Source organism: Streptomyces sp. SP17BM10 (genome assembly GCF_036322405.1).
GTDB lineage: Bacteria > Actinomycetota > Actinomycetes > Streptomycetales > Streptomycetaceae > Kitasatospora.
The window spans coordinates 51,840-78,191 of record NZ_JAQYXB010000571.1 but is presented as its reverse complement, the minus strand read 5'-3'; the positions used below and the strand labels follow the sequence as shown (position 1 = coordinate 78,191).

At 71.8% G+C, this 26,352-nt stretch carries 26 protein-coding genes; 14 read left to right on the top strand and 12 right to left on the bottom strand.

Annotated features, from left to right (window positions below):
* The first annotated feature begins 34 nt into the window (after positions 1 to 34).
* Positions 35 to 292 (top strand): SCO4848 family membrane protein, encoded by a 258-nt coding sequence (locus PUR71_RS15655; RefSeq protein WP_329927598.1) that lies wholly within the window; start codon positions 35 to 37, stop codon positions 290 to 292.
* 67 nt (positions 293 to 359) lie between these two features.
* On the opposite strand, the gene PUR71_RS15650 is transcribed toward PUR71_RS15655, so the two are convergent.
* From PUR71_RS15650 to sdhC, 4 genes are read right to left on the bottom strand one after another with little or no spacing between them, the layout of a single operon-like run.
* A complete protein-coding gene (locus PUR71_RS15650; RefSeq protein WP_329927597.1) occupies positions 360 to 1,130 on the bottom strand; it encodes a succinate dehydrogenase iron-sulfur subunit in 771 nt (256 codons plus the stop codon).
* The gene (gene sdhA / locus PUR71_RS15645; RefSeq protein ID WP_329927596.1) at positions 1,130 to 2,872 is read right to left on the bottom strand and encodes a succinate dehydrogenase flavoprotein subunit; all 1,743 of its coding nucleotides are present in this window, start codon (positions 2,870 to 2,872) and stop codon (positions 1,130 to 1,132) included. The genes PUR71_RS15650 and sdhA overlap by 1 nt, the downstream gene beginning before the upstream one ends.
* A 51-nt stretch (positions 2,873 to 2,923) precedes the next feature.
* The gene (sdhD, locus tag PUR71_RS15640) at positions 2,924 to 3,415 is read right to left on the bottom strand and encodes a succinate dehydrogenase, hydrophobic membrane anchor protein (RefSeq protein ID WP_329927595.1); all 492 of its coding nucleotides are present in this window, start codon (positions 3,413 to 3,415) and stop codon (positions 2,924 to 2,926) included.
* Positions 3,416 to 3,423: 8 nt separating this feature from the next.
* Positions 3,424 to 3,804 (bottom strand): succinate dehydrogenase, cytochrome b556 subunit, encoded by a 381-nt coding sequence (gene sdhC, locus PUR71_RS15635; RefSeq protein ID WP_218198520.1) that lies wholly within the window; start codon positions 3,802 to 3,804, stop codon positions 3,424 to 3,426.
* A gap of 253 nt (positions 3,805 to 4,057) precedes the next feature.
* On the opposite strand from sdhC, the gene PUR71_RS15630 reads away from it, so the two are divergent.
* Positions 4,058 to 4,840 carry a hypothetical protein gene (locus PUR71_RS15630; protein ID WP_329927594.1) on the top strand — a complete coding sequence of 261 codons (783 nt, stop codon included), beginning with the start codon at positions 4,058 to 4,060 and terminating at the stop codon, positions 4,838 to 4,840.
* 27 nt (positions 4,841 to 4,867) lie between these two features.
* Here PUR71_RS15630 and PUR71_RS15625 read toward each other — a convergent pair whose 3' ends face one another.
* The 3 genes from PUR71_RS15625 to PUR71_RS15615 all read right to left on the bottom strand — a co-directional run bounded on the left by PUR71_RS15625 (position 4,868) and on the right by PUR71_RS15615 (position 8,115).
* Positions 4,868 to 5,413, bottom strand: coding sequence for a 2-oxo-4-hydroxy-4-carboxy-5-ureidoimidazoline decarboxylase (locus tag PUR71_RS15625; RefSeq protein ID WP_443077461.1), 546 nt, complete (start codon positions 5,411 to 5,413; stop codon positions 4,868 to 4,870).
* Positions 5,414 to 5,662: 249 nt separating this feature from the next.
* Positions 5,663 to 7,306 carry an alpha/beta hydrolase gene (locus PUR71_RS15620; RefSeq protein ID WP_329927593.1) on the bottom strand — a complete coding sequence of 548 codons (1,644 nt, stop codon included), beginning with the start codon at positions 7,304 to 7,306 and terminating at the stop codon, positions 5,663 to 5,665.
* 68 nt (positions 7,307 to 7,374) lie between these two features.
* The gene (locus tag PUR71_RS15615) at positions 7,375 to 8,115 is read right to left on the bottom strand and encodes an SDR family oxidoreductase (protein WP_329927592.1); all 741 of its coding nucleotides are present in this window, start codon (positions 8,113 to 8,115) and stop codon (positions 7,375 to 7,377) included.
* 150 nt (positions 8,116 to 8,265) lie between these two features.
* Here PUR71_RS15615 and PUR71_RS15610 point away from each other — a divergent pair, with 150 nt between their 5' ends.
* From PUR71_RS15610 to PUR71_RS15575, 8 genes are all read left to right on the top strand, one after another.
* Entirely contained in the window at positions 8,266 to 9,855 is a 1,590-nt protein-coding gene (locus PUR71_RS15610; RefSeq protein ID WP_329927591.1) for an acyl-CoA mutase large subunit family protein, read from the top strand.
* A 184-nt stretch (positions 9,856 to 10,039) separates the two neighbouring features.
* Positions 10,040 to 11,293, top strand: coding sequence for an amidohydrolase (locus PUR71_RS15605; protein ID WP_329927590.1), 1,254 nt, complete (start codon positions 10,040 to 10,042; stop codon positions 11,291 to 11,293).
* Between the two features lie 252 nt (positions 11,294 to 11,545).
* Complete coding sequence (locus tag PUR71_RS15600; protein WP_329927589.1) at positions 11,546 to 12,604, top strand: BMP family lipoprotein; 1,059 nt, start codon at positions 11,546 to 11,548, stop codon at positions 12,602 to 12,604.
* Between the two features lie 302 nt (positions 12,605 to 12,906).
* Complete coding sequence (locus PUR71_RS15595; RefSeq protein WP_443077454.1) at positions 12,907 to 14,502, top strand: ABC transporter ATP-binding protein; 1,596 nt, start codon at positions 12,907 to 12,909, stop codon at positions 14,500 to 14,502.
* A gap of 5 nt (positions 14,503 to 14,507) precedes the next feature.
* Positions 14,508 to 15,665, top strand: coding sequence for an ABC transporter permease (locus tag PUR71_RS15590; protein ID WP_329927588.1), 1,158 nt, complete (start codon positions 14,508 to 14,510; stop codon positions 15,663 to 15,665).
* Positions 15,662 to 16,930 (top strand): ABC transporter permease, encoded by a 1,269-nt coding sequence (locus tag PUR71_RS15585; RefSeq protein WP_329927587.1) that lies wholly within the window; start codon positions 15,662 to 15,664, stop codon positions 16,928 to 16,930. The genes PUR71_RS15590 and PUR71_RS15585 overlap by 4 nt, the downstream gene beginning before the upstream one ends.
* Positions 16,927 to 17,319, top strand: coding sequence for a cytidine deaminase (locus PUR71_RS15580; RefSeq protein ID WP_329927586.1), 393 nt, complete (start codon positions 16,927 to 16,929; stop codon positions 17,317 to 17,319). The genes PUR71_RS15585 and PUR71_RS15580 overlap by 4 nt, the downstream gene beginning before the upstream one ends.
* A gap of 95 nt (positions 17,320 to 17,414) precedes the next feature.
* Positions 17,415 to 18,692 carry a thymidine phosphorylase gene (locus PUR71_RS15575; protein WP_329927585.1) on the top strand — a complete coding sequence of 426 codons (1,278 nt, stop codon included), beginning with the start codon at positions 17,415 to 17,417 and terminating at the stop codon, positions 18,690 to 18,692.
* Positions 18,693 to 18,766: 74 nt separating this feature from the next.
* Here PUR71_RS15575 and PUR71_RS15570 read toward each other — a convergent pair whose 3' ends face one another.
* Together PUR71_RS15570 and PUR71_RS15565 are read right to left on the bottom strand one after the other, a co-directional pair.
* Positions 18,767 to 19,441 (bottom strand): alpha/beta fold hydrolase, encoded by a 675-nt coding sequence (locus PUR71_RS15570; RefSeq protein WP_329927584.1) that lies wholly within the window; start codon positions 19,439 to 19,441, stop codon positions 18,767 to 18,769.
* A 213-nt stretch (positions 19,442 to 19,654) separates the two neighbouring features.
* On the bottom strand, positions 19,655 to 20,932 hold the full coding sequence (locus tag PUR71_RS15565) for an MFS transporter (protein WP_329927583.1): 1,278 nt from the start codon (positions 20,930 to 20,932) through the stop codon (positions 19,655 to 19,657).
* Positions 20,933 to 21,024: 92 nt separating this feature from the next.
* On the opposite strand from PUR71_RS15565, the gene PUR71_RS15560 reads away from it, so the two are divergent.
* The 3 genes from PUR71_RS15560 to PUR71_RS15550 all read left to right on the top strand — a co-directional run bounded on the left by PUR71_RS15560 (position 21,025) and on the right by PUR71_RS15550 (position 23,936).
* Positions 21,025 to 21,996 (top strand): LysR family transcriptional regulator, encoded by a 972-nt coding sequence (locus tag PUR71_RS15560; RefSeq protein WP_329927582.1) that lies wholly within the window; start codon positions 21,025 to 21,027, stop codon positions 21,994 to 21,996.
* A 191-nt stretch (positions 21,997 to 22,187) separates the two neighbouring features.
* Positions 22,188 to 23,345: an adenosine deaminase gene (locus PUR71_RS15555; protein WP_329927581.1), complete on the top strand. Its 1,158-nt coding sequence runs from the start codon at positions 22,188 to 22,190 to the stop codon at positions 23,343 to 23,345.
* A gap of 225 nt (positions 23,346 to 23,570) precedes the next feature.
* Positions 23,571 to 23,936: an ATP-binding protein gene (locus tag PUR71_RS15550; protein WP_329927580.1), complete on the top strand. Its 366-nt coding sequence runs from the start codon at positions 23,571 to 23,573 to the stop codon at positions 23,934 to 23,936.
* A gap of 70 nt (positions 23,937 to 24,006) precedes the next feature.
* Here the strand turns inward: PUR71_RS15550 and PUR71_RS15545 are convergent, their stop codons facing one another.
* Together PUR71_RS15545 and PUR71_RS15540 are read right to left on the bottom strand one after the other, a co-directional pair.
* The gene (locus tag PUR71_RS15545) at positions 24,007 to 24,192 is read right to left on the bottom strand and encodes a PspC domain-containing protein (protein WP_329927579.1); all 186 of its coding nucleotides are present in this window, start codon (positions 24,190 to 24,192) and stop codon (positions 24,007 to 24,009) included.
* A 198-nt stretch (positions 24,193 to 24,390) separates the two neighbouring features.
* Positions 24,391 to 24,867, bottom strand: coding sequence for a hypothetical protein (locus PUR71_RS15540; protein ID WP_329927578.1), 477 nt, complete (start codon positions 24,865 to 24,867; stop codon positions 24,391 to 24,393).
* Between the two features lie 141 nt (positions 24,868 to 25,008).
* Here PUR71_RS15540 and PUR71_RS15535 point away from each other — a divergent pair, with 141 nt between their 5' ends.
* Positions 25,009 to 25,686, top strand: a complete 678-nt coding sequence (locus PUR71_RS15535) for a PhzF family phenazine biosynthesis protein (protein WP_329927577.1) — start codon at positions 25,009 to 25,011, stop codon at positions 25,684 to 25,686.
* On the opposite strand, the gene PUR71_RS15530 is transcribed toward PUR71_RS15535, so the two are convergent.
* Positions 25,640 to 26,284 (bottom strand): VanZ family protein, encoded by a 645-nt coding sequence (locus PUR71_RS15530; protein ID WP_329927576.1) that lies wholly within the window; start codon positions 26,282 to 26,284, stop codon positions 25,640 to 25,642. The genes PUR71_RS15535 and PUR71_RS15530 overlap by 47 nt on opposite strands.
* Positions 26,285 to 26,352 lie beyond the last annotated feature (68 nt).

Genomic DNA, 26,352 nt, shown 5'->3' with positions numbered 1-26,352 from the left:
CACACCGCCTCCACACCGCCGCCGAGGACCCCGCATGAAGCTCAGCCGCCGCACCTCCTGGTTCCTGACCGCCTTCGGCGTCTGGTCGATCGTCATCTGGACGACCTTCGTCAAGAACCTGTGGAAGGACTCCGGCGGTCAGGCCTTCGTCAACGGCGACCATTCCCAGCCCACCGCCTTCTTCTGGATCCACCTCCTGCTCGCCGTCACCTCCTTCTGCCTCGGCATCGCCGTCGGCACCATCGGCCTCCGCGGCCTGCGCGCCGCCCGCCGCACCCCGGCCACCGGCTGACGAACGCCGAAGGCCCCCGGCCCGATCGGAGGATCGGGCCGGGGGCCTTCGCGCGGTCAGGCGGGGATCAGAAGCGGCGGGTGACCAGCGCCCGCTTCACTTCCTGGATCGCCTTGGTGACCTCGATGCCACGGGGGCAGGCCTCGGAGCAGTTGAAGGTGGTGCGGCAGCGCCACACGCCCTCGCGGTCGTTGAGGATCTCCAGGCGCTGCTCGGCACCCTCGTCGCGCGAGTCGAAGATGAAGCGGTGCGCGTTGACGATGGCGGCCGGGCCGAAGTACTGGCCGTCGTTCCAGAACACCGGGCAGGACGACGTGCACGCGGCGCACAGGATGCACTTGGTGGTGTCGTCGAAGCGCTCGCGGTCCTCGGCGGACTGCAGGCGCTCGCGGGTCGGCTCGTTCCCCTTGGTGATGAGGAACGGCATGACGTCCTTGTACGCCTGGAAGAACGGGTCCATGTCCACGACCAGGTCCTTGAGGACCGTGAGGCCCTTGATGGCCTCGATCGTGATCGGCTTCTCCGGGTTGACGTCCTTGATCAGGGTCTTGCACGCCAGCCGGTTGCGGCCGTTGATCCGCATCGCGTCGGAGCCGCAGATGCCGTGCGCGCAGGAACGGCGGTAGGTGAGGGTGCCGTCCTGCTCCCACTTGATCTTGTTGAGCGCGTCCAGGACGCGCTCCTTCGGGTCCATCGTGAGCTGGTAGTCGACCCACACCGGGTCCGGGTGCTCCTCCGGGTTGAACCGGCGGATCCGGAAGGTGACGGTGATCAGCTGAGTGGCACCGCTCTCGGCCGCGTCCAGAGCGGCCGAGTGCTCCACGGTCGGAGTGCTCATCAGTACTTACGCTCCATCGGCTGGTAGCGGGTCGTGACGACCGGCTTGTAGTCGAGGCGGATGGAGGTCGTGCCGTCGGCGGCGACCTCCTGGTACGCCATGGTGTGCTGCATGAACTTCACGTCGTCACGGGTCGGGAAGTCCTCGCGGTAGTGGCCGCCGCGGGACTCCTCGCGGGCCAGCGCGGAGACGGCCAGCACCTCGGCCAGGTCGAGCAGGTTGCCCAGCTCGACGGCCTCCAGGAGGTCCGTGTTGTAGCGGAAGCCCTTGTCCTGGATGGAGACGTTCTTGTAGCGCTCCTTCAGCGCGGCGATGTCCTCGACCGCCTGCTTGAGGGTGGCGCCGGTGCGGTACACCATGGCGTTGGCGTCCATGGTCTCCTGCAGCTCCTTGCGGATCTGCGCCACGGACTCGTCGCCGGTGGCCTCGCGCAGGCCGTCGACCAGGGCCTGGACCTTCTCGGCCGGGTTCTCGGGCAGCTCGGTGAAGTCCACCGTCTGCGCGTAGTCGGCGGCGGCGATGCCCGCGCGGCGACCGAACACGTTGATGTCCAGCAGCGAGTTGGTGCCCAGGCGGTTGGCGCCGTGCACGGACACGCACGCGACCTCGCCGGCGGCGTACAGGCCGGGGACGATGTCGGTGTTGTTGCGCAGGACCTCACCCTCGACGTTGGTCGGGATGCCGCCCATGGCGTAGTGCGCGGTGGGCTGGATCGGGATCGGGTCCGTGTACGGCTCGATGCCGAGGTAGGTGCGCGCGAACTCGGTGATGTCCGGCAGCTTGGCGTCCAGCTGCTCCGGCGGCAGGTGGGTGAGGTCCAGGTAGACGTGGTCGCCGTCCGGACCGCAGCCGCGGCCTTCGCGGATCTCGGTGTAGATCGCGCGGGAGCAGACGTCACGGGACGCGAGGTCCTTCATGACGGGGGCGTAGCGCTCCATGAAGCGCTCGCCGTCCTTGTTGCGCAGGATGCCGCCCTCGCCGCGGGCGCCCTCGGTGAGCAGGATGCCCATGCGCCAGATGCCCGTCGGGTGGAACTGGAAGAACTCCATGTCCTCCAGCGGCAGGCCGCGGCGGTACACCAGGGCCTGGCCGTCACCGGTGAGGGTGTGGGCGTTGGAGGAGACCTTGAAGAACTTGCCGGTGCCGCCGGAGGCGAACACGACCGACTTGGCCTGGAAGACGTGGATCTCGCCGGTGGCCAGCTCGTAGGCGACGACGCCGGCCGTCTTGCCGTCGTTGATCAGCAGGTCGAGGACGTAGAACTCGTTGAAGAACTCGACGCCGTGCTTGACGCAGTTCTGGAACAGCGTCTGCAGGATCATGTGGCCGGTGCGGTCGGCCGCGTAGCACGAGCGGCGGACCGGGGCCTCGCCGTGGTTGCGGGAGTGACCGCCGAAGCGGCGCTGGTCGATCCGGCCCTGCTCGGTGCGGGAGAAGGGCAGGCCCATCTTCTCCAGGTCGAGGACGGCGTCGATGGCCTCCTTGCACATGATCTCGGCGGCGTCCTGGTCGACCAGGTAGTCACCGCCCTTGACCGTGTCGAAGGTGTGCCACTCCCAGTTGTCCTCCTCGACGTTGGCGAGGGCGGCGCACATGCCGCCCTGGGCCGCGCCGGTGTGGGACCGGGTCGGGTAGAGCTTGGTCAGGACCGCGGTGCGGCTGCGCTGGGTCGACTCGATGGCCGCGCGCATGCCGGCGCCACCGGCGCCGACGATGACGGTGTCGTACTGGTGAATCTGCATGGGGGGTTAACTCGCCTCTGGCCTCTGCCGATGGTCGATGGTGCTCGCGGCTCAGATGTGGGGGTCGAAGGTGAAGATCACCAGGGTGCCGAGCAGCACGGTGAAGACCGTGGCGGTACCCATGAGCCCCTTGAGCCAGAGCCGGGTCGAGTCCTTCTCGGCGTAGTCGTTGATGACCTGACGCATGCCGTTGGCGCCGTGCAGCATGGCGAGCCAGAGCATCGTGAGGTCCCAGACCTGCCAGAACGGCGAGGCCCAGCGGCCGGCCACGAAGGCGAAGCCGATCTTGGAGACGCCGCCGTCGAGCACCAGCATGATCAGCAGGTGGCCGAGGATCAGCACGACCAGGACGACACCGGACAGGCGCATGAAGAGCCAGGCCAGCATCTCGAAGTTGGTCCGGGTGCGGCGCGGCGTCTTCTTGGTCCGCTTGCGCGGCGGCTCGATGACGAACGCGTCGGCCGGGTTGCCGGTGCCGAGACCCTTGCCGGTGTGCGCCTGGTTGGAGGGGACCACCACAGCGTCGGAGATTTCCGTGGACATCAGTCAGCTCACTTCCCGAACCAGTCGACCAGCGTGTGCTGCAGGATCGGGTAGAAGGCGCCGGCCATCAGGACGACCCAGACTCCGACCACCGTCCAGAGCATCTGCTTCTGGTACTTCGGGCCCTTGGACCAGAAGTCCACGGCGACGACCCGCAGGCCGTTCAGGGCGTGGAACAGGATGGCGGCCACGAGGCCGTACTCCATCAGGTTCACGAGGGGAGTCTTGTACGTCTGGATGACGGTGTCGTAGGACTCCGGCGACACTCGCACCAGTGCGGTGTCCAGGACGTGGGCGAACAGGAAGAAGAAGATGAGGACGCCGGTGACTCGATGAGCCACCCAGCTCCACATGCCTTCCCGGCCGCGGTACAGCGTTCCAGCCGGCACGGAAAAACCCTCCGGAAGCGATTGGGGGCTCGGCCGGCTTCGGTGTCGGTCAGCCCGGCCGGGTACGGTCCACCGGCCGCGAGCATCCTATCGACGCCGTATCGGGAACCGCCTCCGGGGGCCCCAGGTGTGATCAATCAGGCACTTCTGGCCTAGTTCGGCGGGAACCGAACCCCACGCGGGCACGCTGGGTGACCGATCCGTTGCGCTACGGTGTCCCATCCGCCGTCGCCGACACCCTCCTGAGGCATCTGTGCCAGATCGTCCCCGACCGACCGCCGTCCCCCTGCTCCGCCTCCTGTGCGTGCTGGCGCTCGCCACGGGCTGCACCACGGTCGGCGGGCCGTCCGACGACCGGGCCGTGCCGGTGCGCGAACTGTCCGCGGCCGAACTGCGGACGGCCGCGGTGACCGGCGCCGACCTCGGCGCCGGCTACGCGGTGACGGTGATGACGCCCGGTCACGGCGACACCGGGCAGGGGTCAGGGCGGGAGACCTCGGACGTCCGGGCGTGCCAGCCGCTGCTGGACGCCGTGGCGCCCGGTGGCGGCCCGGCTCCGGGCGCGGCCTCGCCGGGCGCGGGTCTGCCGTACGCGGAGACCGATCTGAGCGTGGCCCGGGCGGCCGATCCCGCGGGCGCGGCGTACGGCGCCCTGGTGGGCTACCGCTCGGGACGGGCGGCACAGGTGCAGGCGGAGCTGGAGAGGCTGTTCGGACCCTGTGCCGTCTTCACCTCGACGGCGCCGCCGCCACCGGCGGAGCGGGGGAAGAAGGGGGCGCAGTCGACCCACACCCGTCACCGGCTGGCCCAGGCCGCCACGCCCACGCCCGAGGGAGCGGACGCGGCGACCGGATTCACCCTCACGAATGAATCGGGTACGGCCGTGCTGTCCCAGCGCGCCGTGCTGACCCGGGTCGGCCCCGCGCTCGCGGTGTTCACCACCTTCGGCGTGTCCACCGAGCCGGCCGCGCTGCCGGACGAGCGGATCGTCCGGCAGCAGGTGGCGAAGCTGCGGGCGGCCCAGACCAGGAAGTGACCGGACCGGCGAGCGGGGGCCGGCGGCTCAGTGCGCGCCGGCCTCCGAGTGGGTGGCGACGAGGTGCTCCAGCCGGGTGAGGGCGATCCGGCGCAGCTCGTCGGCCGCGATCAGGCGCTCCTCGTCCGGATCGTTGGCGAGCCGGGTGCGGATCGAGGAGAGCACGGTGTCGAGCATCTCGTCGGGCGCGACGCCCTCCAGGCAGACCACGAACACGTGGCCGAACCTGGCCTCGTACGCGGCGTGGGCCGCCCGCAGTGCGGTGTGCGCCGCCTGGCTGCCCGGGGCCCGCATGCCGAGCAGCGGTTGCGGCATCCAGCTCTCGTCCGCCAGGGCCTCGGTGAGGTCGGCCGGGCGGAGGTCGTAGGAGGCCTCGCTGGCGGCGGCCAGCAGGGACTCTATGTCGGGGTAGGGCCGGTGGGCGGTGAGCCGCAGGGCCCAGCGGTGGCTGCCGCAGCAGGCCAGGAGGGCCTCCTCGGCGGCGCCGGCGTCGGCCTCGTTGAAGCGGTGCAGCCCGAGGAGGGTCGGCTCGGAGCTGGGATCGAGCCGCTGTGACGGGATGTCGCTGGCCAGCGGGTCCTCCTCGTGAGGGCGGGAAGGTGGCCGGTGAAGGATTCGGGTGGAGCAGGTGAAGTATGGGGCCGCGGGGTGGCGTCCAGCGCCTGCCGGGTGGCGGCTCAACGGTAGTTGAGCGCTCATCAGTTGGGGAGGGCGCGCGCGGATTTCATCCGAACGAGCTATCAAGTTGTGACGTTGACACCTTCGTGTCAGCGCCCTCCCCGTCTTCGTCTGCTATCGGGCCGCGCGAGGGGCCGTGGAGGCTCAGGTGCAGCGCGTCCCGGCGGCCGGCATGGTGCCCGCGGTCAGGTAGGCCTCCAGGGCCTGGTCGATGCAGGTGTTGCCCTTGCCGAACGCGCCGTGGCCCTCGCCCACCCGGGTCAGCAGGGTCGCATGGGCGAAGCCCTTGGCCAGCGCCTCGGCGGCGGCGTACGGGGTGGCCGGGTCGCCGGTGGAGCCGACGACAAGGATCGGGTCGGCGCCCTCGGCCCGGATGGTGTGCGGCTTCTCCGGGCTCTGGAACGGCCAGCCGTTGCACGAGGACTCGGTGAAGTCCTGCACGTCGACGCCCTTGGTGAGCAGTGGGGCCTGCTCCTGGAGCTGCTTGACGGCCTGCTGGGCGCGCTCGGGGGTGGGGGCAGGGGCGGAGCCGTCGGCGCAGGAGATCGCCGCGTGGGCCTCCTCCATCGGGGAGTAGTGGCCGCTCTGGTCCCGCTCGTCGTAGTCGTCGGCGAAGGCGAGCAGGACGTCGCCCTTGTCGTTCTTCATCGCGACGGAGAGCGCGACGCGCAGGTACTGCCAGCTGCTGTTCTCGTCGCCGTAGAGCGCGCCGCGCACGCCCGTCCAGGCGAGGTCGCTGCCGACCTTGCGGCCGTCCTTGGTGGGCAGCGGGTGCTCGCGCAGGCCGTCCAGGAAGTCGGCGGCCTTCTTGGCGGCCTGGCCGGAGTCCTTGCCCAGCGGGCATTCGGCGGCGTGGTTGTCGACGCAGTCGGCGGCGAAGCGCTCGAAGGACTTCTCGAAGCCGGCCTGCTGCTTGACGACCGAGTCGAGCTCGTCGGCGGCGGGGTCGACGGCGCCGTCCAGGACGAGGCGCCCGGCGTTCTTCGGGAACTCCTCGGCGTACAGCGAGCCGAGGTAGGTGCCGTACGAGATGCCCAGGTAGTTGAGCTTCTTGTCGCCGACGGCGGCGCGCAGGACGTCCATGTCCCGGGCGGAGTCGCGGGTGCCGACGAAGGGCAGCAGCTTGCCGGACTTGGCCTGGCAGGCGGCGATGAACTCGGCGTTCTGCTGGTCGGACTGGGCCTTGCGGGTGGCCGGGTCGAGCGGCGAGTCGATCTGGGCCTCGGCGTCGCGCCGCTTGTCGTCCAGGCAGGTGATCGGGGAGCTGGCCCCGGTGCCGCGCGGGTCGAAGCCGACCACGTCGAAGCGGCTGTGCAGGGCGCCGGCGAAGTCCTTGGCGCCGTACTCGACCATCTCGACGCCGGAGGCGCCCGGGCCGCCGGGGTTGACCACGAGCGAGCCGATCCGCTGGTCGGGCTTGGTGGCCGGGTACTTGACCAGGGCGAGGTCGAGCGCGTCCTTGGCCGGGTTCGCGTAGTCCAGCGGGACGTGCAGCTTGCCGCACAGCATCGCGGAGACGTCCGACTTGGCGTCCGCGGCCTTCGGGTCCGGCGGGCAGGGGGCCCAGGTGATCTGCTGGGCGTAGAAGGGCTTGAGGGCCGGGTCGTCCGCCCCGGTGGGCTTCGGCGTCGGGGTGGCCGTCGCGGTGGTGGCGGCGGACGCCGGGCCGGCGGCGGCCTTGTCCTGGGCCGTCGTGGCGTTGTCGTTGCAGGCGGAGGTGAGGAGCAGGGTGCCGGCTGCCAAGGCGGTCAGCAGGACCCGTGGGCGGGCGGCCCGGTCGATGTTCATCGCACGTGTGTATCACTGCGGGTGACACCGTCGATCAACGGGGGCCGAGCTGCCCGCCGGGGGTCTGATCAGGCGCGATGCACCTTGTGGTTGGCCGCCTGGGCGCGCGGGCGGACGACCAGCAGGTCGATGTTCACGTGCGACGGACGGGTGACCGTCCAGGCGACGGTGTCGGCGATGTCCTCGGACGTGAGCGGCTCGGCGACGCCCGCGTAGACGGCCTCCGCCTTCGCCTCGTCGCCGCCGAAGCGGGTGAGCGCGAAGCCCTCGGACTTCACCATGCCGGGAGCGATCTCGATCACCCGGATCGGCTCGCCGCACAGCTCCAGCCGCAGCGTCGCCGCGATGGTGTGCGCGGCGTGTTTGGCCGCGACGTACCCGCCGCCGCCCTCGTAGGCGGCCAGCGCGGCGGTCGAGGAGAGCACCAGCACGGTGCCGTCGCCGGTGGCGCGCAGGGCGGGCAGCAGGGCCTGCGTCATGTGGAGCACGCCGAGCACGTTCACCTCGTACATGGCGCGCCAGTCGGCCGGGTCGCCGTGCTCGACCGAGTCGGCGCCGAGCGCCCCGCCGGCGTTGTTCACCAGGACGTCGACCCGGCCGACCTCCGCGGCGAAGGCGTCCACGGCCGCCCGGTCGGTGACGTCCAGGGTGTGGGCCCGGCCGCCGATCTCCTTGGCGAGCGCCTCGATGCGCTCGGTGCGGCGGGCGGTCAGCACCACGTCGAAGCCCTCGGCGGCCAGCCGGCGGGCGGTCGCCGCGCCGATCCCGCTGCTGGCACCGGTGACCACGGCCACCTTCTGCTCGGTCATTGCCACTCCCTGGGGGCTGGTCGGTCATGGGGTCCGCACTTCGGTCGTTCGTCCGATCATCTCAACCGCGTCGGGTCCCCGTTCTCCCGGCCGGCCGCCACTACATTGCGAGCAACGAGCCCCAGCCCGCCGATCCCCGTGGAGGGACCCATGGCAGCCGAGCCGCGCCGTGCCGAGTCAGGCTTCCCGATCGAGCCGCTGTACGGACCGGAGGCGCTGGCCGGGTGGGATCCGGGAAGCCGGCTCGGGCGGCCGGGGGAGTTCCCGTACACCCGGGGCGTCTACCCGTCGATGTACACCGGCCGGCCCTGGACGATGCGCCAGTACGCGGGCTTCGGCACCGCCGCCGAGTCCAACGCCCGCTACCGGCAGCTGATCGCGGGCGGCGGCACCGGGCTCTCGGTGGCCTTCGACCTGCCCACCCAGATGGGATACGACTCGGACGCGGAGCTCGCCGCCGGGGAGGTCGGCAAGGTGGGGGTGGCCGTCGACAGCGTCGAGGACATGGCGGTGCTGTTCGACGGGATCCCGCTCGGCGAGGTGTCCACCTCGATGACCATCAACGCGCCGGCCGGCCTGCTGCTCCTCCTCTACCAACTCGTCGGCGAGGCGCAGGGGGTCGCGCCGGCCCGGCTCACCGGGACGATCCAGAACGACGTGCTGAAGGAGTACATCGCGCGCGGCACCTACATCTTCCCGCCCGCGCCCTCGCTGCGGCTGGTCGCGGACGTGTTCCGGTACTGCCGGGCCGAGATCCCGCGCTGGAACACGATCTCGATCTCCGGCTACCACATGGCCGAGGCCGGGGCCGGGCCGGCGCAGGAGATCGCCTTCACGCTGGCCAACGGCATCGCGTACGTGCGCACCGCGCTCGCCGCCGGGATGGCCGTCGACGACTTCGCGCCCCGGCTCTCCTTCTTCTTCGTGGCCCGCACCACGCTCCTGGAGGAGGTCGCCAAGTTCCGCGCCGCGCGCCGCATCTGGGCCCGGGTGATGCGCCACGAGTTCGGGGCGCGGGACCCCCGTTCGCAGATGCTGCGCTTCCACACCCAGACCGCCGGGGTGCAGCTCACCGCCCAGCAGCCCGAGGTCAACCTCGTCCGGGTCTCGCTGCAGGCGCTCGCCGCGGTGCTCGGCGGCACCCAGTCGCTGCACACCAACAGCTTCGACGAGGCGATCGCGCTGCCGACCGAGAAGGCCGCCCGGCTCGCCCTGCGCACCCAGCAGGTGCTCGCGTTCGAGACCGACGTGACCGCCACCGTCGACCCGTTCGCCGGCTCCTACGTCGTCGAGTCGCTGACCGACGAGGTGGAGGCCGCCGCCCTGGCCCTGATGGCCCGGGTGGAGGAGCTCGGCGGCGCGGTGGCCGCGATCGAGGCCGGCTACCAGAAGACGGAGATCGAGCGCACCGCCTACCGCGTCCAGCAGGAGACCGACGCCGGGGAACGGACGGTGGTCGGCGTCAACCGCTTCCAGCTGGACGCCGAGGAGCCGTACCAGCCGCTGCGGGTGGACCCGGCGATCGAGCGGCAGCAGGCCGAGCGCCTCGCCCGGCTGCGCGCGGAGCGTGACACGGCCGCGGTGGACCGGGCGCTGAACGCGCTGCGTCGTACCGCCGAAGGAAGGGAGAACGTGCTCCCTCCCATGAAGGACGCGCTGGCGGCGCGCGCTACCGTCGGCGAGGTGTGCGACGCGCTGCGCGAGGTGTGGGGCACGTACGAGCCGGTGGAACGCTTCTGACTATCCGTCAAGCACGCAAAGGCCGTGACCGTCGCCCCGGGTGATCGTTGCACAGGACAAGCAACCCGGGGAAGGCGGCTGAAACGAGATGTCATACCCACCTGTCCGGCCGGTATGCGCCCATCCGGGGACTAATTTTCCGGAAGTCAGGCCAAAAACCCCCGACAGGCCTAGGCTTGGGGAGATGAACCGTCCTGAGCCCGCTCAGCCGGGCGCCACTCTGGCCGCTGCCCGCCCCGCCGCCGAACTGCGCGCCCGGGCCAGGAGGCTGGAGCCAGAGCTGATCGCCTTCCGCCGCGATCTGCACCGGCACCCGGAGCTGGGCCGCCAGGAGTTCCGCACCACCGGCCTGATCCGCGACCGGCTGGTGGCGGCCGGGCTCGACCCCCGGGTGCTGCCCGGCGGCACCGGGCTGATCGTCGACATCGTCCCCGCCGGGACGGCCCCCGGCGCCGGGATCCTCGCCTTCCGCGCCGACATCGACGCGCTGCCGATCGACGACGCCAAGACCGACGTCCCCTACCGCTCGACCGTCCCCGGCCGGGCCCACGCCTGCGGCCACGACGTGCACACGGCGGTCGTGCTCGGCACCGCGCTGGTGCTCGCCGACGCCGCCCGCACCGGCGAGCTGCGCCGCCCGGTCCGGCTGGTGTTCCAGCCGGCCGAGGAGGTCATGCCCGGCGGCGCGCTGGACGTCATCAAGGCCGACGGGATGGACGGCGTCGAGCGCATCTTCGCCGTGCACTGCGACCCGAAGGTCGAGGTGGGCCGCATCGCGCTGCGCACCGGGGCCATCACCTCCGCCTGCGACCGCCTGGTGCTCCACCTGGACGGCCCCGGCGGGCACACCGCCCGGCCGCACCTGACCACCGACCTGGTGACCGCGATCGCCCGGATGGCCGCCGACCTGCCGGCCGCGTTCGCCCGCCGGATGGACCCGCGGTGGGGCGTCAGCCTGGTCTGGGGCCGGATCGCCTCCGGCTCCGCGCCCAACGTCATCCCCCAGCACGCCGAACTGGAGGGCACCGTCCGCTGCCTGGAGCTGGACGGCTGGCGCGAGGCGCCGGACGTCCTGCACGACCTGATCGCCAAGTTCGCCGAGACCTACCGCGCGAAGTGGACGCTCGACTACCACCGCGGGGTGCCGCCGGTGGTGAACGAGGCGGTCTCCGTCGCCCTCCTGGAGGAGGCCATGACGGCGCGGTTCGGCCGGGGCGGCGAGCAGGTGGTCGAGAGCACCGAACAGAGCCTGGGCGGCGAGGACTTCTCCTGGTACCTGGAGCACGCCCCGGGCGCCCTGGCCCGGCTGGGAGTCCGCGCCCCCGGCGACACCTCCGTCCGCGACCTGCACCAGGGCCGGTTCGACGTGGACGAGCGGGCCATCGGGATCGGTGTGGAACTGTTCGCGGCGCTGGCGCTGGAGGCCGACGGGAGCTGACCTCATCCGCACGTGTGTGGCCGTCGCGTGGCGGATCCGTCGGGATCCGGGGTTTTGGCGCTGTTCCGTAAACTGGAGCGCACCAGTTCCGGATCACCGTCCGCGCACGGGAAATGGGCCTCGGGCGAGCGTCAGACCACGGTTTGATAACAACCCGAATGCTCCGGCACCCCGTAACACAACCGTGTTCTACGCGCGTTACGGTGGCGTCCGACCACGCTAATCGGGTGCGTGTGAGAAGGAGAAACTCCCTTGCGCCGTTCAATGAAGCTCGCCGCGGTTGTGCTCTCGGGTTCCCTGGGCATGGCCTCGCTCGCCGCTTGCGGCGCAAAGAGCACTGACAACGCTTCCTCCAGTTCCTCCGACGGTGGCCTCAAGGTCGGCATGGCCTACGACATCGGCGGCCGTGGCGACCAGTCGTTCAACGACTCCGCCGCCCGCGGTCTCGACAAGGCCAAGTCGGACCTCGGCGTCTCGGTCACCGAGGCCGAGGCCAAGGCCGGCGAGGCCGAGGCGGACAAGGAGACCCGCCTCAAGAACCTGATCGACGCCGGTTACAAGACCGTCATCGCGGTCGGCTTCGTGTACCAGCCGGCCGTCAACAAGGTCGCCAAGGACAACCCGGACGTCAAGTTCGCGATCATCGACTCGCACGACGACGCCCAGCCGGCCAACGTCACCTCGCTGGTCTTCGCCGAGCAGGAGGGCTCCTACCTCGCCGGTGTGGCCGCCGCGGTGAAGAGCAAGGCCAAGCACGTCGGCTTCATCGGCGGTGTGCAGACCGAGCTGATCAAGAAGTTCGAGGCCGGTTACCGCGCGGGCGTCAAGTCCGTCGACCCGAACATGCCGGTCGAGGTCACCTACCTCACCACGCCCCCGGACTTCTCCGGCTTCGCCTCGCCCGACAAGGGCAAGGAGGCCGCCCAGGGCCAGCTCGACAAGGGCGCGGACGTCATCTACTCCGCCGCCGGCTCCTCCGGCAACGGCGCCATCGAGGCCGTCGCCAACAAGCAGGGCGCCCTGGCCATCGGCGTCGACTCCGACCAGGCCGCCCAGCCGGCCCTGGCGAAGTACAAGAACAGCATCCTCACCTCGATGGTGAAGAACGTCGACAACGCGGTCTTCGCCTACATCCAGTCGGTCAAGCAGGGTGCCCCGTTCACCGGCACCAAGCTCTTCGACCTGAAGGCCGACGGTGTCCAGCTCGCCACCACCGGTGGCAAGATCGACGACATCAAGACCCAGCTGGACGCCGCCGCCAACGCGATCAAGACCGGCGCCACCACCGTCCCGACCGCGCCCGCCCAGTAAGGCGCCGCGCGGCCCGGACGTCGTAGCCGCTGCCGCCTGCCCGGCAGCGCGATGATGGGCACAGCAACGGGAGGGGCCCGGCAGGGTGCGCTCAACGCGTACCCCCGGGCCCCCTTCCGTCCCCCCGCTTCCCCGTTCCCCCCTTTTGGCCCTCCCAGCGCAACGACGCGCCTCCAGACCACCAGGAGATCGCCATCACCGCATCCGACCCCGTCCCCCTGCGCAAGGACGGAACCCCCAGCGCGGGGACGGCGACAACGGCCGTCGAACTGCGCGGCATCACCAAGCGCTTCCCCGGCGTCGTGGCCAACCACGACATCAACCTCACCGTCCGCGGTGGCACCGTGCACGCCCTCATGGGTGAGAACGGCGCCGGCAAGTCGACGCTGATGAAGATCCTCTACGGCATGCAGAAGCCGGACGAGGGCACCATCGCGATCAACGGCGAGCAGTGCGAGTTCAACTCCCCGGGCGACGCCATCGCCCGCGGCATCGGCATGGTGCACCAGCACTTCATGCTCGCCGACAACCTCACGGTGTGGGAGAACGTCGTCCTCGGCGGCGAGAGCCTCTACGGCATCGGCGCGAAGGCCAAGGCGAAGATCAAGGAGATCTCCGACCAGTACGGCCTGGGCGTGCGCCCGGACGCGCTGGTCGAGGACCTCGGCGTCGCCGACCGCCAGCGCGTCGAGATCCTCAAGGTGCTCTACCGCGGCGCCCGGATCCTGATCCTCGACGAGCCCACCGCCGTCCTCGTCCCGCAGGAGGTCGACGCGCTGTTCGACAACCTGCGGGAGCTGAAGTCCGAGGGCGTCACCGTCATCTTCATCTCGCACAAGCTGCACGAGGTGCTCGCGGTCGCCGACGCGATCAGCGTCATCCGCCGCGGCACCACGGTCGGCGACGCGGACCCCCGGTCCGTGACCGCCCGCCAGCTCGCCGAGATGATGGTCGGCGCCGAGCTGCCCTCCCCCGAGAGCCGCGAGTCGACCGTCACCAGCACCGAGATGCTGGACGTCAAGGGCCTGCGGATCGCCAAGACCGACGCCGAGGGCATCGAGCGCGTCGTCCTCGACGACATCTCGCTGACCATCCGCAAGGGCGAGGTCCTCGGCATCGCCGGCGTCGAGGGCAACGGCCAGGCCGAACTGGTCGAGGCCATCATGGGCATGCTGCCGTTGGACGCCGGCACCGTCACCCTCGACGGCAAGGACCTGTCCGGCAGCCTCACCCGCGCCCGCCGCGAGGCCGGCATCGGCTACATCCCCGAGGACCGCCACCGCCACGGCCTGCTGCTGGAGGCCCCGCTCTGGGAGAACCGGATCCTCGGTCACGTCACCGAGAGGCCGAACTCCAACGGCCCGCTGCTCGACCCGACCGCGGCCCGGCAGGACACCTGGCGCATCGTCCAGGAGTTCGACGTCCGCACCCCGGGCATCGAGGTCACCGCGGCCTCCCTCTCCGGCGGCAACCAGCAGAAGCTGATCATCGGCCGCGAGATGGCCCACGACCCCAAGCTCCTGATCGCCGCGCACCCCACCCGCGGCGTGGACGTCGGCGCGCAGGCGCAGATCTGGGAGCACATCCGGGTCGCGCAGCGCAACGGCCTGGCCGTGCTGCTGATCTCCGCCGACCTGGACGAGCTCATCGGCCTCTCCGACACCATCCGGGTCATCTACCGCGGCCGCCTGGTCGCCGACGCCGACCCGGCCACCGTCACCGCCGAGGACCTGGGCACCGCGATGACCGGTGCGGCCCGCGGCCACCTGGAGTCCGAGCCGGAGGCCCTCGCCGAGGCGCGGGCCGTCGCGGCCGAGGGCACCGCGGCCGAGGGCTCCGCGGCCGAGGACGAGCACCCCCACACCGACACCGCCGACGACGCCGAGGCGGGGGAGTAACCCACATGACCAGTCCCAACCCCCCTGCCGCCAAGCGCAGTCCGATGCAGCGGATCAGCGGTGAGCGGATCGTGTTCGCACTGGCGGCGCCGGTGCTCGCGGTCGTGCTCTCGGTGACGATCTGCTCGATCCTGCTGGCGACCTCGGGCAAGAACCCGTTCGACGCGTGGAACGTGATGGTCACGTACGCCACCAAGTCGGACGGCCAGGTGGCGATCCTCAACCGGGCCACCACCTACTACCTGGCCGCGGCGGCCGCCGCGTTCGGGTTCCGGATGAACCTGTTCAACATCGGCGTCGAGGGCCAGTACCGCATCGCGGCGCTGTTCACGGCGTACATCGGTAGCCAGATCGACCTGCCGGCGTTCATCCAGATCCCGCTGCTGCTGATCACCGCCATGCTGGCCGGTGGCCTGTACGCGGCGATCGCCGGTGCGCTCAAGGTCTTCCGCGGCGTCAGCGAGGTCATCTCGACCATCATGCTGAACGCCATCTCGATCGCGATCGTCGGTCTGCTCCTCGTCCCGGGCATCTTCGCCCCGAAGGTCAGCAGCACCAGCAACTCGATCCAGACCAACCCGGTCTCGCAGTCCAGCCACTTCTTCTCGATCAGCACGGCCGGCGGCAACCTCTGGGGCTTCCTGTTCATCGCCGTCCTGGTCGGCGTGATCTTCCAGTTCGTGCTGACCCGCACCCGCTTCGGCTTCGACCTGCGCGCCACCGGTCGCTCGGAGAGCGCCGCGACCGCGTCCGGCGTGAACGTCAAGCGGATGGTCATGATCTCGATGGCCGTCTCCGGCGGCATCGCCGGTCTGATCGGTCTGCCCGAGCTGCTGCAGAACTCGTTCTACTTCGGCCAGAGCTTCCAGGCCGGTCTCGGCTTCCTCGGGATCTCGGTCGCGCTGCTGGGCCGCAACAGCCCGCTCGGCATGGCCTTCGCGGCGCTGCTGTTCGCGTTCCTGGACGCCACGGGCTCCCAGCTGCCGCTGAACGGCGGCTTCCCGTTCGAGATCGTCGCCGTCATGCAGGGCACCATCGTCATCTGCGTCGTCGTCGCGTACGAGCTCGTACGCCGCTACGGCCTGAAGCGCCAGCAGCAGAAGGTCGGCGCCCAGCTCGCCGCCCAGCTCGCGGCCACGGAGAAGAAGGAGGTGTCCGCATGAGCACGGCTACCGCCGCCGCTCGTCCCAAGGCGCCCGGTGCGCCCGCCAAGAAGCGCAAGCTGTCCTGGCCGGTCGTGCTGCTGCTGATCGCCGGCGCCCTGGCGCTCTTCTCCGCCGTGGGCATGGCCACCGGCAACCACTCGCTGACCTCCTCCGGTCAGATCACCGCCGCGCTCAGCGCCGCGGTGCCGATCGGCATGGCCGGTCTCGGCGGCCTGTGGTCCGAGCGGGCCGGCGTGGTCAACATCGGCCTCGAAGGCATGATGGTCGCCGGCACCTTCTGCGGCGCCTGGGCCGGCTACCTGGTGAACCCGTGGGTCGGCCTGCTGGCCGGCATGGCGGGTGGCGCGCTCGGCGGTCTGCTGCACGCGGTCATCACCGTCACCGTCGGCGTCGACCACATCGTCTCCGGCGTCGGCATCAACCTGCTGATCCCCGGCATCTGCGCCTACGTCAACCGGATCTACTACAAGGACTACGTCTCCGTCGGTGCCGGCGCGAACCAGTCCCCGCCGGCCGACCCGCTGCCGTACATCACCATCCCGGGCCTGTCGCCCTGGCTGGAAGGCATCGAGAAGCACCACTGGTTCTTCGTCTCGGACGTCGCCGGCGTGCTCGGCGGCATGGTCACCAACATCTCGGTGGTCGTGGTCCTGGCCGCCGCGCTGATCGTGGTCAGCTACTTCGCGCTCTGGCGCACGGTGTTCGGCCTGCGGCTGCGCTCCTGCGGCGAGAACCCGACCGCGGCCGAGTCGCTGGGCGTCAACGTCTACAAGTACAAGTACCTGGCGGTCATCGCCTCCGGCGCCTTCGCGGGCCTCGGCGGCGCGTACCTCTCGCTGGTCGCCGCGCACTTCTACAAGGACGGCCAGACCAACGGCCGCGGCTTCATCGGCCTCGCGGCGATGATCTTCGGCAACTGGATGCCGGGCGGGCTCTCCATGGGCGCCGGGCTGTTCGGCTTCACCGACAGCCTCCAGCTGCGCGACCCGCAGTCGGTGCACGTGCTGCTCCTGACCGTCTCCATCGCGATGGCGATCCTGGCGCTGTGGCAGCTGTACCGCCGCAAGTACACCGCCACGGTGATCTCGCTGGTGGTCGCCGGCGGCCTGGGCGCCTGGTACGCGCTCACGGACGAGGTGCAGCGCCCGCTGATCGTCGCGACGCCGTACGTGATCACCCTCGTGGTGCTCTCGCTGGCCTCGCAGCGCCTGCGGATGCCGAAGGCGGACGGTCAGATCTACCGCAAGGGCGAGGGCAAGTGACAGCCCCCGCGATCGACTGGGAGCGGCTGCGCGAGGCGGCGCGGGAGGCGATGACCCGCGCGTACGCGCCGTACAGCAAGTTCCCGGTGGGCGCGGCCGCGCTGGTGGACGACGGGCGGCTGGTCACCGGCTGCAACGTCGAGAACGCCTCGTACGGGCTCGGGCTGTGCGCCGAGTGCGGGCTGGTGTCCGCGCTGCACGCCGGCGGCGGCGGCCGGCTCACCGCGTTCACCTGCGTGGACGGCTCCGGTGAGCTGCTGATGCCGTGCGGGCGCTGCCGCCAGCTGCTGTACGAGCACGGCGGGCCCGACCTGCTGGTCGACCTGGCCTCCGGCGTGAAGCCGATGAGCGAGCTCCTGCCCGACGCGTTCGGGCCGGAGCGGCTCTAGCATCTGCATTTGTTACGCGCGTAGAGTGTCGCGAGTGGGCCGCAACCGGGTCATCTCGTGACACTCTTCGCTTTTGAACCCCTCTTGGAGCACGCATGGACGCCATCTCCGTCATCAGGACCAAGCGCGACCGCGGAGAGCTGAGCGACGCTCAGATCGACTGGGTCATCGACGCCTACACCCGCGGCGAGGTCGCCGACGAGCAGATGTCCGCCCTGGCCATGGCCATCCTGCTGAACGGCATGCGGCCGCGCGAGATCAGCCGCTGGACCGAGGCCATGATCCGTTCCGGTGTCCGGATGGACTTCTCCTCGCTCCCGCTGCCCACCAGCGACAAGCACTCCACCGGCGGCGTCGGCGACAAGATCACCCTCCCGCTCGCCCCGCTCGTCGCCGCCTGCGGCGCCGCCGTCCCGCAGCTCTCCGGCCGCGGCCTCGGCCACACCGGCGGCACCCTCGACAAGCTGGAGTCCATCCCCGGCTGGCGCGCGCTGCTCTCCAACGACGAGATGATGGACGTCCTGCGCGGCGCCGGCGCCGTCATCTGCGCCGCCGGCGACGGCCTCGCGCCGGCCGACAAGAAGCTGTACGCGCTGCGCGACGTCACGGGCACCGTCGAGGCCATCCCGCTGATCGCCTCGTCGATCATGTCCAAGAAGATCGCCGAGGGCACCGGCGCGCTCGTCCTCGACGTCAAGGTCGGCTCCGGCGCGTTCATGAAGAACCTCGACGACGCCCGCGAGCTCGCCCGCACCATGGTCGGCCTCGGCACCACCGCCGGCGTCAACACCGTCGCCCTGCTCACCGACATGTCGACCCCGCTCGGCCTCACCGCGGGCAACGCGCTGGAGGTCCGCGAGTCGGTCGAGGTCCTGGCCGGCGGTGGCCCGGCCGACGTCGTCGAGCTCACCCTCGCGCTCGCCCGCGAGATGCTCGCCGCGGCCGGCGTGCACGGCAAGGACCCGGCGGACGCGCTGCGCGACGGCTCGGCGATGGACCACTGGCGCCGCATGATCACCGCCCAGGGCGGCGACGTCGACGCGCCGCTGCCGGTCGCCCGCGAGCAGCACGTCATCCCGGCCCCCGCCTCCGGTGTGCTCACCACGCTCGACGCGTACGCCGTCGGCGTCAGCGCCTGGCGCCTGGGCGCCGGCCGCGCCCGCAAGGAGGACCCGGTGCAGGCCGGCGCCGGCATCGAGATGCACGCCAAGCCCGGTGACACCGTCGTGGCCGGCCAGCCGCTGCTGACCCTGCACACCGACACCCCCGAGCGCTTCGAGTACGCGATCGAGGCGCTCGCCGGCGGCATCGAGGTCGCCCCCGAGGGCACCGCGTTCACCGCGAACCCGATCGTCCTCGACCGCATCGCGTAGTCGCGCGGACGGGCACCGGGCCCGGGCGGTACGGCGTGGACGCGCCGTGCCGCCCGGGCCCTTTCGGTCTCCTGCTACTCGGCCGCGGCGAGGACGATCTTGAGGAACTCCTCCGGGGCCTCCTGGACCAGGTCGTGTCCGACGGGGAGGGCGTGCACCGTCCACGCCGGGTCGTCGCGGAGCCGGCCGTAGGTCTCCAGGAACGGGGTGCCCTCGAAGCGCTCGGCGTGGATGTACACGCGGCGGGCGACGGCGTCCGCGGAGCCCGTGAGGCGGACCGGCTGCAGCAGGGTGGCCATCGGGTGGACGGTCGCGCGCGGGTCGAGGGCGGGGTGGAGGCCGACCATGGTGTGCCCGTTCCCGGCGGCGGCCCCGGCCACGTACCGCTGCTTCCAGAGGTCGTTGACGATCGCGTGGGCCGACTCACCGTCGCGCGGGACGAACGCGTCCGCGTACACCAGCCCGGCGACCCGCTCCGGCACCCGGTCGGCCACCGCGGAGATCACCATGCCGCCGTAGCTGTGCCCCACCAGCACGGCGTCCTCCACCCGCTCGGCCTCCAGCAGGCCGACCACGTCCTGGACGTGCGTGTCCAGGTTGATCGCCCCGCCGCCCAGGTGCCCGCGCTCACTGACCCCGCTGAGCGTCACCGGGTACACCTCGTGCCCGGCCGCGCGCAGCCCCTCGGTCAGCGGCCGGTACCACCAGCCGCCGTGCAGGACGCCGGGGATCAGGACGAAGGTGGCCATGGTGGATTCCTCTGCTGTTCGTACGAACTGACGGAAGAAAACCTACGGGCGGGCCGTGCGGCTGTCAGGCGTATGTCCGCAGGACGCTGGTGTCGAGCGTCCAGGGGCCGACGGTGATGGTGCCACCGGAGGCGGACTCCTCCCGGGATTCGTAGCGGGGCTCCGACATGGCGGGATCGGCGCTCGCGTTCCGGAGGCTACCGGCGATGGCTGTCAAGGGGTCGTGACGGCCCTTTGGGCGGTATGAGCCCGGTGGGTCGCGTAGAGGGTGACGGCGGCGGCGAGGGTCATGGCGGTGAGGCCCACGGTGGCGGCGCCGGGCCAGCCGGTGGCGTGGTAGGCGTCGGCGCCGATGGTGCCGCCGAGGCTGTTGCCGAGGTAGTAGGCGATCAGGTAGAGGGCGGAGGCCTGGGCGCGGCCCTCCGTCGCGGTGCGGCCGACGGCGGACGAGGCGGTGGCGTGGCCGGCGAAGAAGCCGGCGGTGATCAGGACCAGGCCGAGCAGCGCGCAGACCAGGGAGCCGGCCAGGGACAGCAGGAGCCCGGCGGCCGTCACGCCGATCGAGACGTACAGGGCGCCGCGGCGGCCCAGGCGCCCGGAGAGCCGGCCGGCGGCGGCCGAGGTGCCGGTGCCGACCAGGTAGACGATGAAGATCGAGGCGGCGACCGACTCCGGCAGGTGGAAGGGGGCACCGATCAGCCGGTAGCCGACGGTGTTGTAGACCGCGCCGAACACGGCCATGAACAGCAGGCCGAGCGCGTACAGCCGCACCAGCAGCGGGTTGCGCAGGTGCCGTCCGACGGTCCGGGCGAGGGCGCGCGGATCCACCGGGGCCGGGGTGAAGTGCCGGGCGGCGGGGATGAGCAGCCGGAACGCGAGCACCGCGAGCAGCGCGAGGACGGCCGAGGCGGCGAGTCCCCAGCGCCAGCCGCACGCGGCGGCGGTCCAGCCGGACAGCAGCCGGCCGCCCATGCCGCCGATGCTGTTGCCGGCCACGTACAGGCCCATCGCGGAGGCCAGCGCGCTCGGGTGGACCTCCTCGGCGAGGTAGGCCATCGCGGTGGCGGGCAGCCCGGCGAGGGCGGCGCCCTGGAGGACGCGCAGCACGACCAGGGTGGTGAGGTCGGGTGCGAACGGCAGGGCGAGGGCGAGGGCGGAGGCGCCGAGCGTGGAGGCCGTCATCACGGCGGTGCGGCCGTACTTGTCGGACAGCGCGCTCGCGGGCAGGAGGCCGAGGGCGAGTCCGAGGGTGGCGGCGGAGGCGGTCCAGCTGGCCTGACCGGGCGTGAGGTCGAGGTCGGCGGAGAGGACCGGCAGCAGGCCCTGGGTGGAGTAGAGCAGGACGAACGTGGCGACCCCGGCGGCGAACAGGGCGAGGTTGGCGCGGCGGAACGCGCGCTGGCCGGGGCGGTGGCGGTCGTCCTGGGTCGGGACGCGGGCGGCGGAGGCATCCGGGGCGGGCACGGATGCCCTGGTATCGGCGGGCTGCATGACGTCGACGTTAGGCCCGCCGGGTTGATGCGTCCAATGCATGAACAGGGGATGATCGATGCACTGGCGCATGAGTCGAGGATGGTGGCGGGATGGCCGCGGAGGAAGTGGCGAACGGCACGGAGCAGTCCCGGTACCGGCCGGCCGAACTGGGGCCCGAGTTGCCGGCCGTCCAACTGGCGCCGCGGCTGGCCCAGTTCGCGGCCGTGGCCCGGCTGGAGCACGTGACGCAGGCGGCGGCGGTGCTCGGCATGCCGCAGCCGACGCTGTCGCGCTCGGTGGCGCGGTTGGAGGAGGAACTCGGGGTGCAGCTGCTGGCCCGTCAGGGCCGGACGGTCCGGCTGACCAGGGCGGGGCGGCTGCTGCTGGCCTCGGTGGAGCGGGCGCTGGCCGAGGTCGAGCGCGGCGCCGAGGCGGCCCGGGCCGAGGCGGATCCGTCGGTCGGGCGGGTGGCGTTCGGCTTCCTGCACACGATGGGGACGGACGCCGTCCCCGCGCTGCTGCGCGACTTCCGGGCGGCGCACCCGCGGGTGCGGTTCCAGCTGGTGCAGGACTACGTCGGCGCGATGCTGGAGCGGCTGCTCGACGGCGAGTTGGACCTGTGCCTGGTGGCGCCGCTGCCCGACGACCCGGCCTTCGCGGCGCGCCCGCTGGACGAGCAGCGCCTGCATCTGGTCGTCCCGGCGGACCACCGGCTGGCCGGGCGGCGGCGGATCCGGCTCGCGGAGGTGGCGGACGAGACGTTCGTCGGGCTGGAGGAGGGGTACGGGCTGCGCGCGATCACGGACGGGTTCTGCGCGGAGGCCGGGTTCGTGCCGCGACTGGCCTTCGAGGGGGAGGAGGCGGAGACGCTGCGCGGGCTGGTGGCGGCCGGGCTGGGGGTGGCGCTGCTGCCGCCGGCGCTGGTGCCGCGACCGGGGGTGGTGGAGCTGGAGGTGACGGCGCCGCGGACCCGGCGGGCGATCGGACTGGCCTGGGCGGCGGGTCGGCCGCTGACGCCGCCGGTGCGGGCGTTCCGCGACTTCGTGCTGTCGCGGCGCGGCCGGCTGCTCGAACACGACTGAATCCCGCGGATCGCGGCTTTGAACTGCGGAGGAGGGAGGAGCGAACTCCGGCGGAGGGGGGTCGGCTGATCTCTTCGCGTCCCGGAATACGGGACGGGACTGATCCGAGTGGTGGAATTCCCGGTGGACTTTCGGCGAACCGGCCGTGTGGGGAGTGGTGGGTCTACGCGCGTAGGGTCTATATTTCCGCAATGGAGAAGCAGATCCCTGTCACCACCGCGGGCACCGGCCCGCGCATCCCCACCCCCGACCAGATCCGCCGCGCGCCGAAGGTGCTCCTGCACGACCACCTCGACGGCGGGCTGCGCCCGGAGACCATCGTCGAGCTGGCCGCCGCGGTCGGCTACGAGGGCCTCCCCACCACCGACCCCAAGGAACTCGGCGAGTGGTTCCGCGAGGCCGCCGACTCCGGCTCGCTGGTCCGCTACCTGGAGACGTTCGCGCACACCTGCGCCGTCATGCAGACCCGGGACGCCCTGATCAAGGTCGCCGCGGACTGCGCCGAGGACCTGGCCGCCGACGGCGTCGTCTACGCCGAGGTCCGCTACGCCCCCGAGCAGCACCTGGAGGGAGGCCTGAGCCTGGACGAGGTCGTCGAGGCCGTCCAGGAGGGCTTCCGCCTCGGCGAGGCCAACGCCCGCGCGGCCGGCCACCGCATCCGCATCGGCACCCTGATCACGGCGATGCGGCACGCCGCCCGCTCGCAGGAGATCGCCGAGCTGGCCAACCGCCACCGGGACTCGGGCGTCGTCGGCTTCGACATCGCGGGCGCCGAGGCCGGCTACCCCCCCACCCGCCACCAGGCCGCCTTCGACTACCTCAAGGGCGAGAACAACCACTTCACCATCCACGCGGGCGAGGCCTTCGGCCTGCCGTCGATCTGGGAGGCCCTGCAGTGCTGCGGCGCCGACCGGCTCGGCCACGGCGTGCGGATCGTCGACGACATCACGGTGAACGAGGACGGCAGCGTCGAGCTCGGCCGCCTGGCCGCGTACGTGCGCGACAAGCGCATCCCGCTGGAGATGTGCCCGACCTCCAACCTGCAGACGGCCGCGGCGACCTCGTACGCCGAGCACCCGATCGGGCTGCTCAGCCGGCTGAAGTTCCGGGTCACCGTGAACACCGACAACCGCCTCATGAGCGGCACGAGCATGAGCCAGGAGTTCGGCCACCTGGTGGACGCCTTCGGCTACACGCTGGGCGACATGGAGTGGTTCACGGTGAACGCGATGAAGTCGGCGTTCCTGCCGTTCGACGAGCGGCTCGCGATGATCAGCGACGTGATCAAGCCGGGCTACGCCGAGCTCAAGGCCGAGTGGCTGTTCAGCACGGGCGGCGGCCAGGGCTGATCAGGTCCGTGGCGCCGGCCGGGTGAGGTCCGGATGAACGCCGCTGCCTGGCAGGGCAGTTGGCGTTCATCCGACTACTCACTCGGGCGAGTGAACGCCTTTTGGTCCTCGCACGATCGGCTCACTACGGTGTGCCAGTCATCGCCGACAGGCCGTGGCGGACGGTCGGCCGTCCGTCCCCGCGTGTCGCGTCGGCCACCGACGAGGACTCAAGGGGACGAACTCATGAAGCAGGCTCTCAAGGCCGTCGGCACTGCCGCAGTCGGCATCGCCATCGCGGCGGTCGGCGCCGGCAGCGCGTCCGCGGACGCCCCCGCGCCCGGCGGCGTCGGGCTGCCCACCACGGCGCTGCAGAACCCCGCGGTCACCGGCGCGGTCACCGACACCGCCAACAAGCTGCCCGGGGGCGACAAGGTCACCAGCACCCTCGGCCCGCTGGCCCCGAGCGCCGGCCGGGCCGCCGCCGCCCCGGCGGAGGCCGCTCCGGTCGCCGGCGTCACCCAGACGCGCGCCGCGGTGCCGAGCATCCCGGGCCTCGACAAGACCCCGGTGGGCGGCCTGACCGGCGCCCTGCCGGGTCTCGGCGGCTGACCGTTCCACCCGCACGGCGACGGGCCGCGCACCCCGGAGACCCCGGTGGTGCGCGGCCCGTCGCCGTGCGTCACGGCTCCTGGGGGAGCAACACCCAGAGCGCCAGGTAGATCAGGAACTGCGGGCCGGGCAGCAGGCAGGAGGCCAGGAAGATCAGCCGGACGGTCCAGGCCGACAGGCCGAAGCGCTCGCCGATCCCGGCGCAGACTCCGGCGATGACGCGGTTGTGACGGGGGCGGGCGAGGCGCGGGCTCATGGCGGTCTCCGTGGGTTCGTACCCGTTCCGGCCTCTCCGGCGGGCGTACTTCCATGCTCCGCCGCCCCCGGCCCGGAATCCTCCGCCCACGAGCCGATTCGCCCGCCCCGCGTCTCACCGGCGAGGCGTACCCCCGAGTCGGGGCCATCTCGGGGTCCACCCCGAGGCCCGCCGCACGGGCACCCCCGGTGTGCGGGGTCAGTCCGCGTGCGGGGGCCGCTTGGGCTGGGCGTAGGGGTTGTCGGCGACGGGCTGGCCCGGCGGGGTGGCCGGGGCGGGGACGGCCGGCGGGGCGGCGGGGGAGGACTGGAGGGGCTGGGCGTTCGGGCTGTAGGGCATGGGCGCGGGCACCGGTGCCGGCGGCTCGGTCGGCTGCGGGGCCTCCGCCGGGGTGGTGCCGCGGTTGGCCATCCTCCTCACCGCGTCGGCGATCAGGAGGACCGCCGGGATGAACACCTGGAAGAAGATCCGGTATTTGTCGCCGTCGAAGACGAACGCCAGGTAGTAGGCGTAGCCGACGTAGCCGACACCGAAGAGGATGGTGAGGATCCGCCAGCCGCCTTTCAGGCGACCGACGTTGACGGCCCCCAGGACGACCACGGCGATTCCGCTGACGGCCAGCAGGACGACGTACCAGGAGAACAGGGGCAGGTTGCTGAAGTCGAGGTTGTTCAACGCGGAATCCTGTGGGGTGGAAAGAAGAGGTGGACCGTCGGGGACGGGGACGCACGGTACTGGAGGCGGCCGGCATCCGTCCGGGGCTTTTCGTCGCGAAGTCGTTCCGTTCCGCCGGAATCGGACGGAGAGGGTGGGGACATGACTGGCTATGAGGTGCTGCGGGTCTTTTGCGGGCCGGATGGGGAATGCGGGAACGCGCTCGGCGTCGTGCGGGACGGGGCCTCGGTACCGGGTCGTGACGAGCGGCAGGCGCTGGCCGGGGAGCTCGGGTTCAGCGAGACGGTGTTCGTCGACGACGCCGTGCGCGGCGTCATCGACATCTACACGCCGACGCTGCGGCTGCCGTTCGCCGGGCACCCGTGCGTCGGCACGGGCTGGCTGCTCGGGGTGGACCGCCTCGTGACGCCCGCCGGGGCGGTGGGCGTCCGGCGGGAGGACGGGCTGACGCTGATCGAGGCACGCGCCGACTGGGCGCCGCCGCGCACCCTGCGGCAGTACGGGTCGGCGGCCGAGGTGGACGCGCTGGAGGTGCCGCCGTCGGGCGAGTGGATCTACGCATGGGCGTGGCAGGACGAGGCGGAGGGGACGGTCCGGGCGCGCGGTTTCCCCGGGCGCGGCGACGGGATCGACGAGGACGAGGCGACGGGCGCGGCGGCGCTGCTGCTGACCGCGCGGCTCGGGCGGGCGCTGACCGTCACGCAGGGCCGGGGTTCGCGGATCGTGACCGCGCCCCGTGCGGGCGGGCTGATCGAGGTCGGCGGCCTGGTGCTCAAGGAGTCGGCTCGGCCGACGCCCGGGCGGCCGGGACCGGAGTGATCGCGACGGCGACCGGGGGGCTCACCAGGCTCGTCATCTTCGCGGTCTTCGAGGCCTTCGGAGCCTGAGGAACGGTCCCGGCCACGCCCTCGGGCCCGCGGGCCCTGGGCCGCCGCTCCCGCACCAGCCGGCGCAGCGCCGGGACGAGGACCGCGTGGGTCACGGCGACGCCGATCACCGCGAGCAGTATGTGGTCGACGTTGAGGACGTGCCCCGGCGTCCAGGAGGAGAGGAACTCCAGGCCGGTGGCCAGCAGGGCGGAGACGCCGGTGGTGCGCAGGAAGGACGGCAGCCACGGGGCGCGCGGCCGTCCGCCGGCCAGCGGGAGCAGGACGCCGAGCGGGGCCAGCAGGACGAGCTCGCCGACCACCTGCCAGGCCGAGGAGGAACGCAGGGAGGCCAGCGGCGTGAGGTTGGCGTCGTAGACCCAGGCCACCGGCAGGGGTCTGAGCACGACCAGCCACAGGACCAGCGACAGGTGGAGGGCGAGGCCCGCCAGTCCGACCTGTCGCAGGGGACGGTGGACGGCCGGCGCCGGCCCGGTGTCGGCCGGTGCGCCGGCACGCTCGTCGCGTGTCCTGGTGCCATCTCGCTGCACGGGGGGAAGGACGTGAGCCGGTGGCGCGGCGGTTCCACGCCGGGCGTGAACATTCCGACACGCGCCCC

Excerpts from the sequence above, each read along its gene's own strand:
- PUR71_RS15590 (WP_329927588.1), top strand. The coding sequence starts at position 14,508 with ATGACCAGTCCCAACCCCCCTGCCGCCAAGCGCAGTCCGATGCAGCGG.
- PUR71_RS15565 (WP_329927583.1), bottom strand. The coding sequence starts at position 20,932 with ATGCAGCCCGCCGATACCAGGGCATCCGTGCCCGCCCCGGATGCCTCC.
- PUR71_RS15650 (WP_329927597.1), bottom strand. The coding sequence starts at position 1,130 with ATGAGCACTCCGACCGTGGAGCACTCGGCCGCTCTGGACGCGGCCGAG.
- PUR71_RS15560 (WP_329927582.1), top strand. The coding sequence starts at position 21,025 with ATGGCCGCGGAGGAAGTGGCGAACGGCACGGAGCAGTCCCGGTACCGG.
- PUR71_RS15545 (WP_329927579.1), bottom strand. The coding sequence starts at position 24,192 with ATGAGCCCGCGCCTCGCCCGCCCCCGTCACAACCGCGTCATCGCCGGA.
- PUR71_RS15620 (WP_329927593.1), bottom strand. The coding sequence starts at position 7,306 with ATGAACATCGACCGGGCCGCCCGCCCACGGGTCCTGCTGACCGCCTTG.
- PUR71_RS15550 (WP_329927580.1), top strand. The coding sequence starts at position 23,571 with ATGAAGCAGGCTCTCAAGGCCGTCGGCACTGCCGCAGTCGGCATCGCC.
- sdhA (WP_329927596.1), bottom strand. The coding sequence starts at position 2,872 with ATGCAGATTCACCAGTACGACACCGTCATCGTCGGCGCCGGTGGCGCC.
- PUR71_RS15605 (WP_329927590.1), top strand. The coding sequence starts at position 10,040 with ATGAACCGTCCTGAGCCCGCTCAGCCGGGCGCCACTCTGGCCGCTGCC.
- PUR71_RS15555 (WP_329927581.1), top strand. The coding sequence starts at position 22,188 with ATGGAGAAGCAGATCCCTGTCACCACCGCGGGCACCGGCCCGCGCATC.
- PUR71_RS15570 (WP_329927584.1), bottom strand. The coding sequence starts at position 19,441 with ATGGCCACCTTCGTCCTGATCCCCGGCGTCCTGCACGGCGGCTGGTGG.
- PUR71_RS15615 (WP_329927592.1), bottom strand. The coding sequence starts at position 8,115 with ATGACCGAGCAGAAGGTGGCCGTGGTCACCGGTGCCAGCAGCGGGATC.
- PUR71_RS15610 (WP_329927591.1), top strand. The coding sequence starts at position 8,266 with ATGGCAGCCGAGCCGCGCCGTGCCGAGTCAGGCTTCCCGATCGAGCCG.
- PUR71_RS15585 (WP_329927587.1), top strand. The coding sequence starts at position 15,662 with ATGAGCACGGCTACCGCCGCCGCTCGTCCCAAGGCGCCCGGTGCGCCC.
- sdhD (WP_329927595.1), bottom strand. The coding sequence starts at position 3,415 with ATGTCCACGGAAATCTCCGACGCTGTGGTGGTCCCCTCCAACCAGGCG.
- PUR71_RS15655 (WP_329927598.1), top strand. The coding sequence starts at position 35 with ATGAAGCTCAGCCGCCGCACCTCCTGGTTCCTGACCGCCTTCGGCGTC.
- PUR71_RS15535 (WP_329927577.1), top strand. The coding sequence starts at position 25,009 with ATGACTGGCTATGAGGTGCTGCGGGTCTTTTGCGGGCCGGATGGGGAA.
- PUR71_RS15575 (WP_329927585.1), top strand. The coding sequence starts at position 17,415 with ATGGACGCCATCTCCGTCATCAGGACCAAGCGCGACCGCGGAGAGCTG.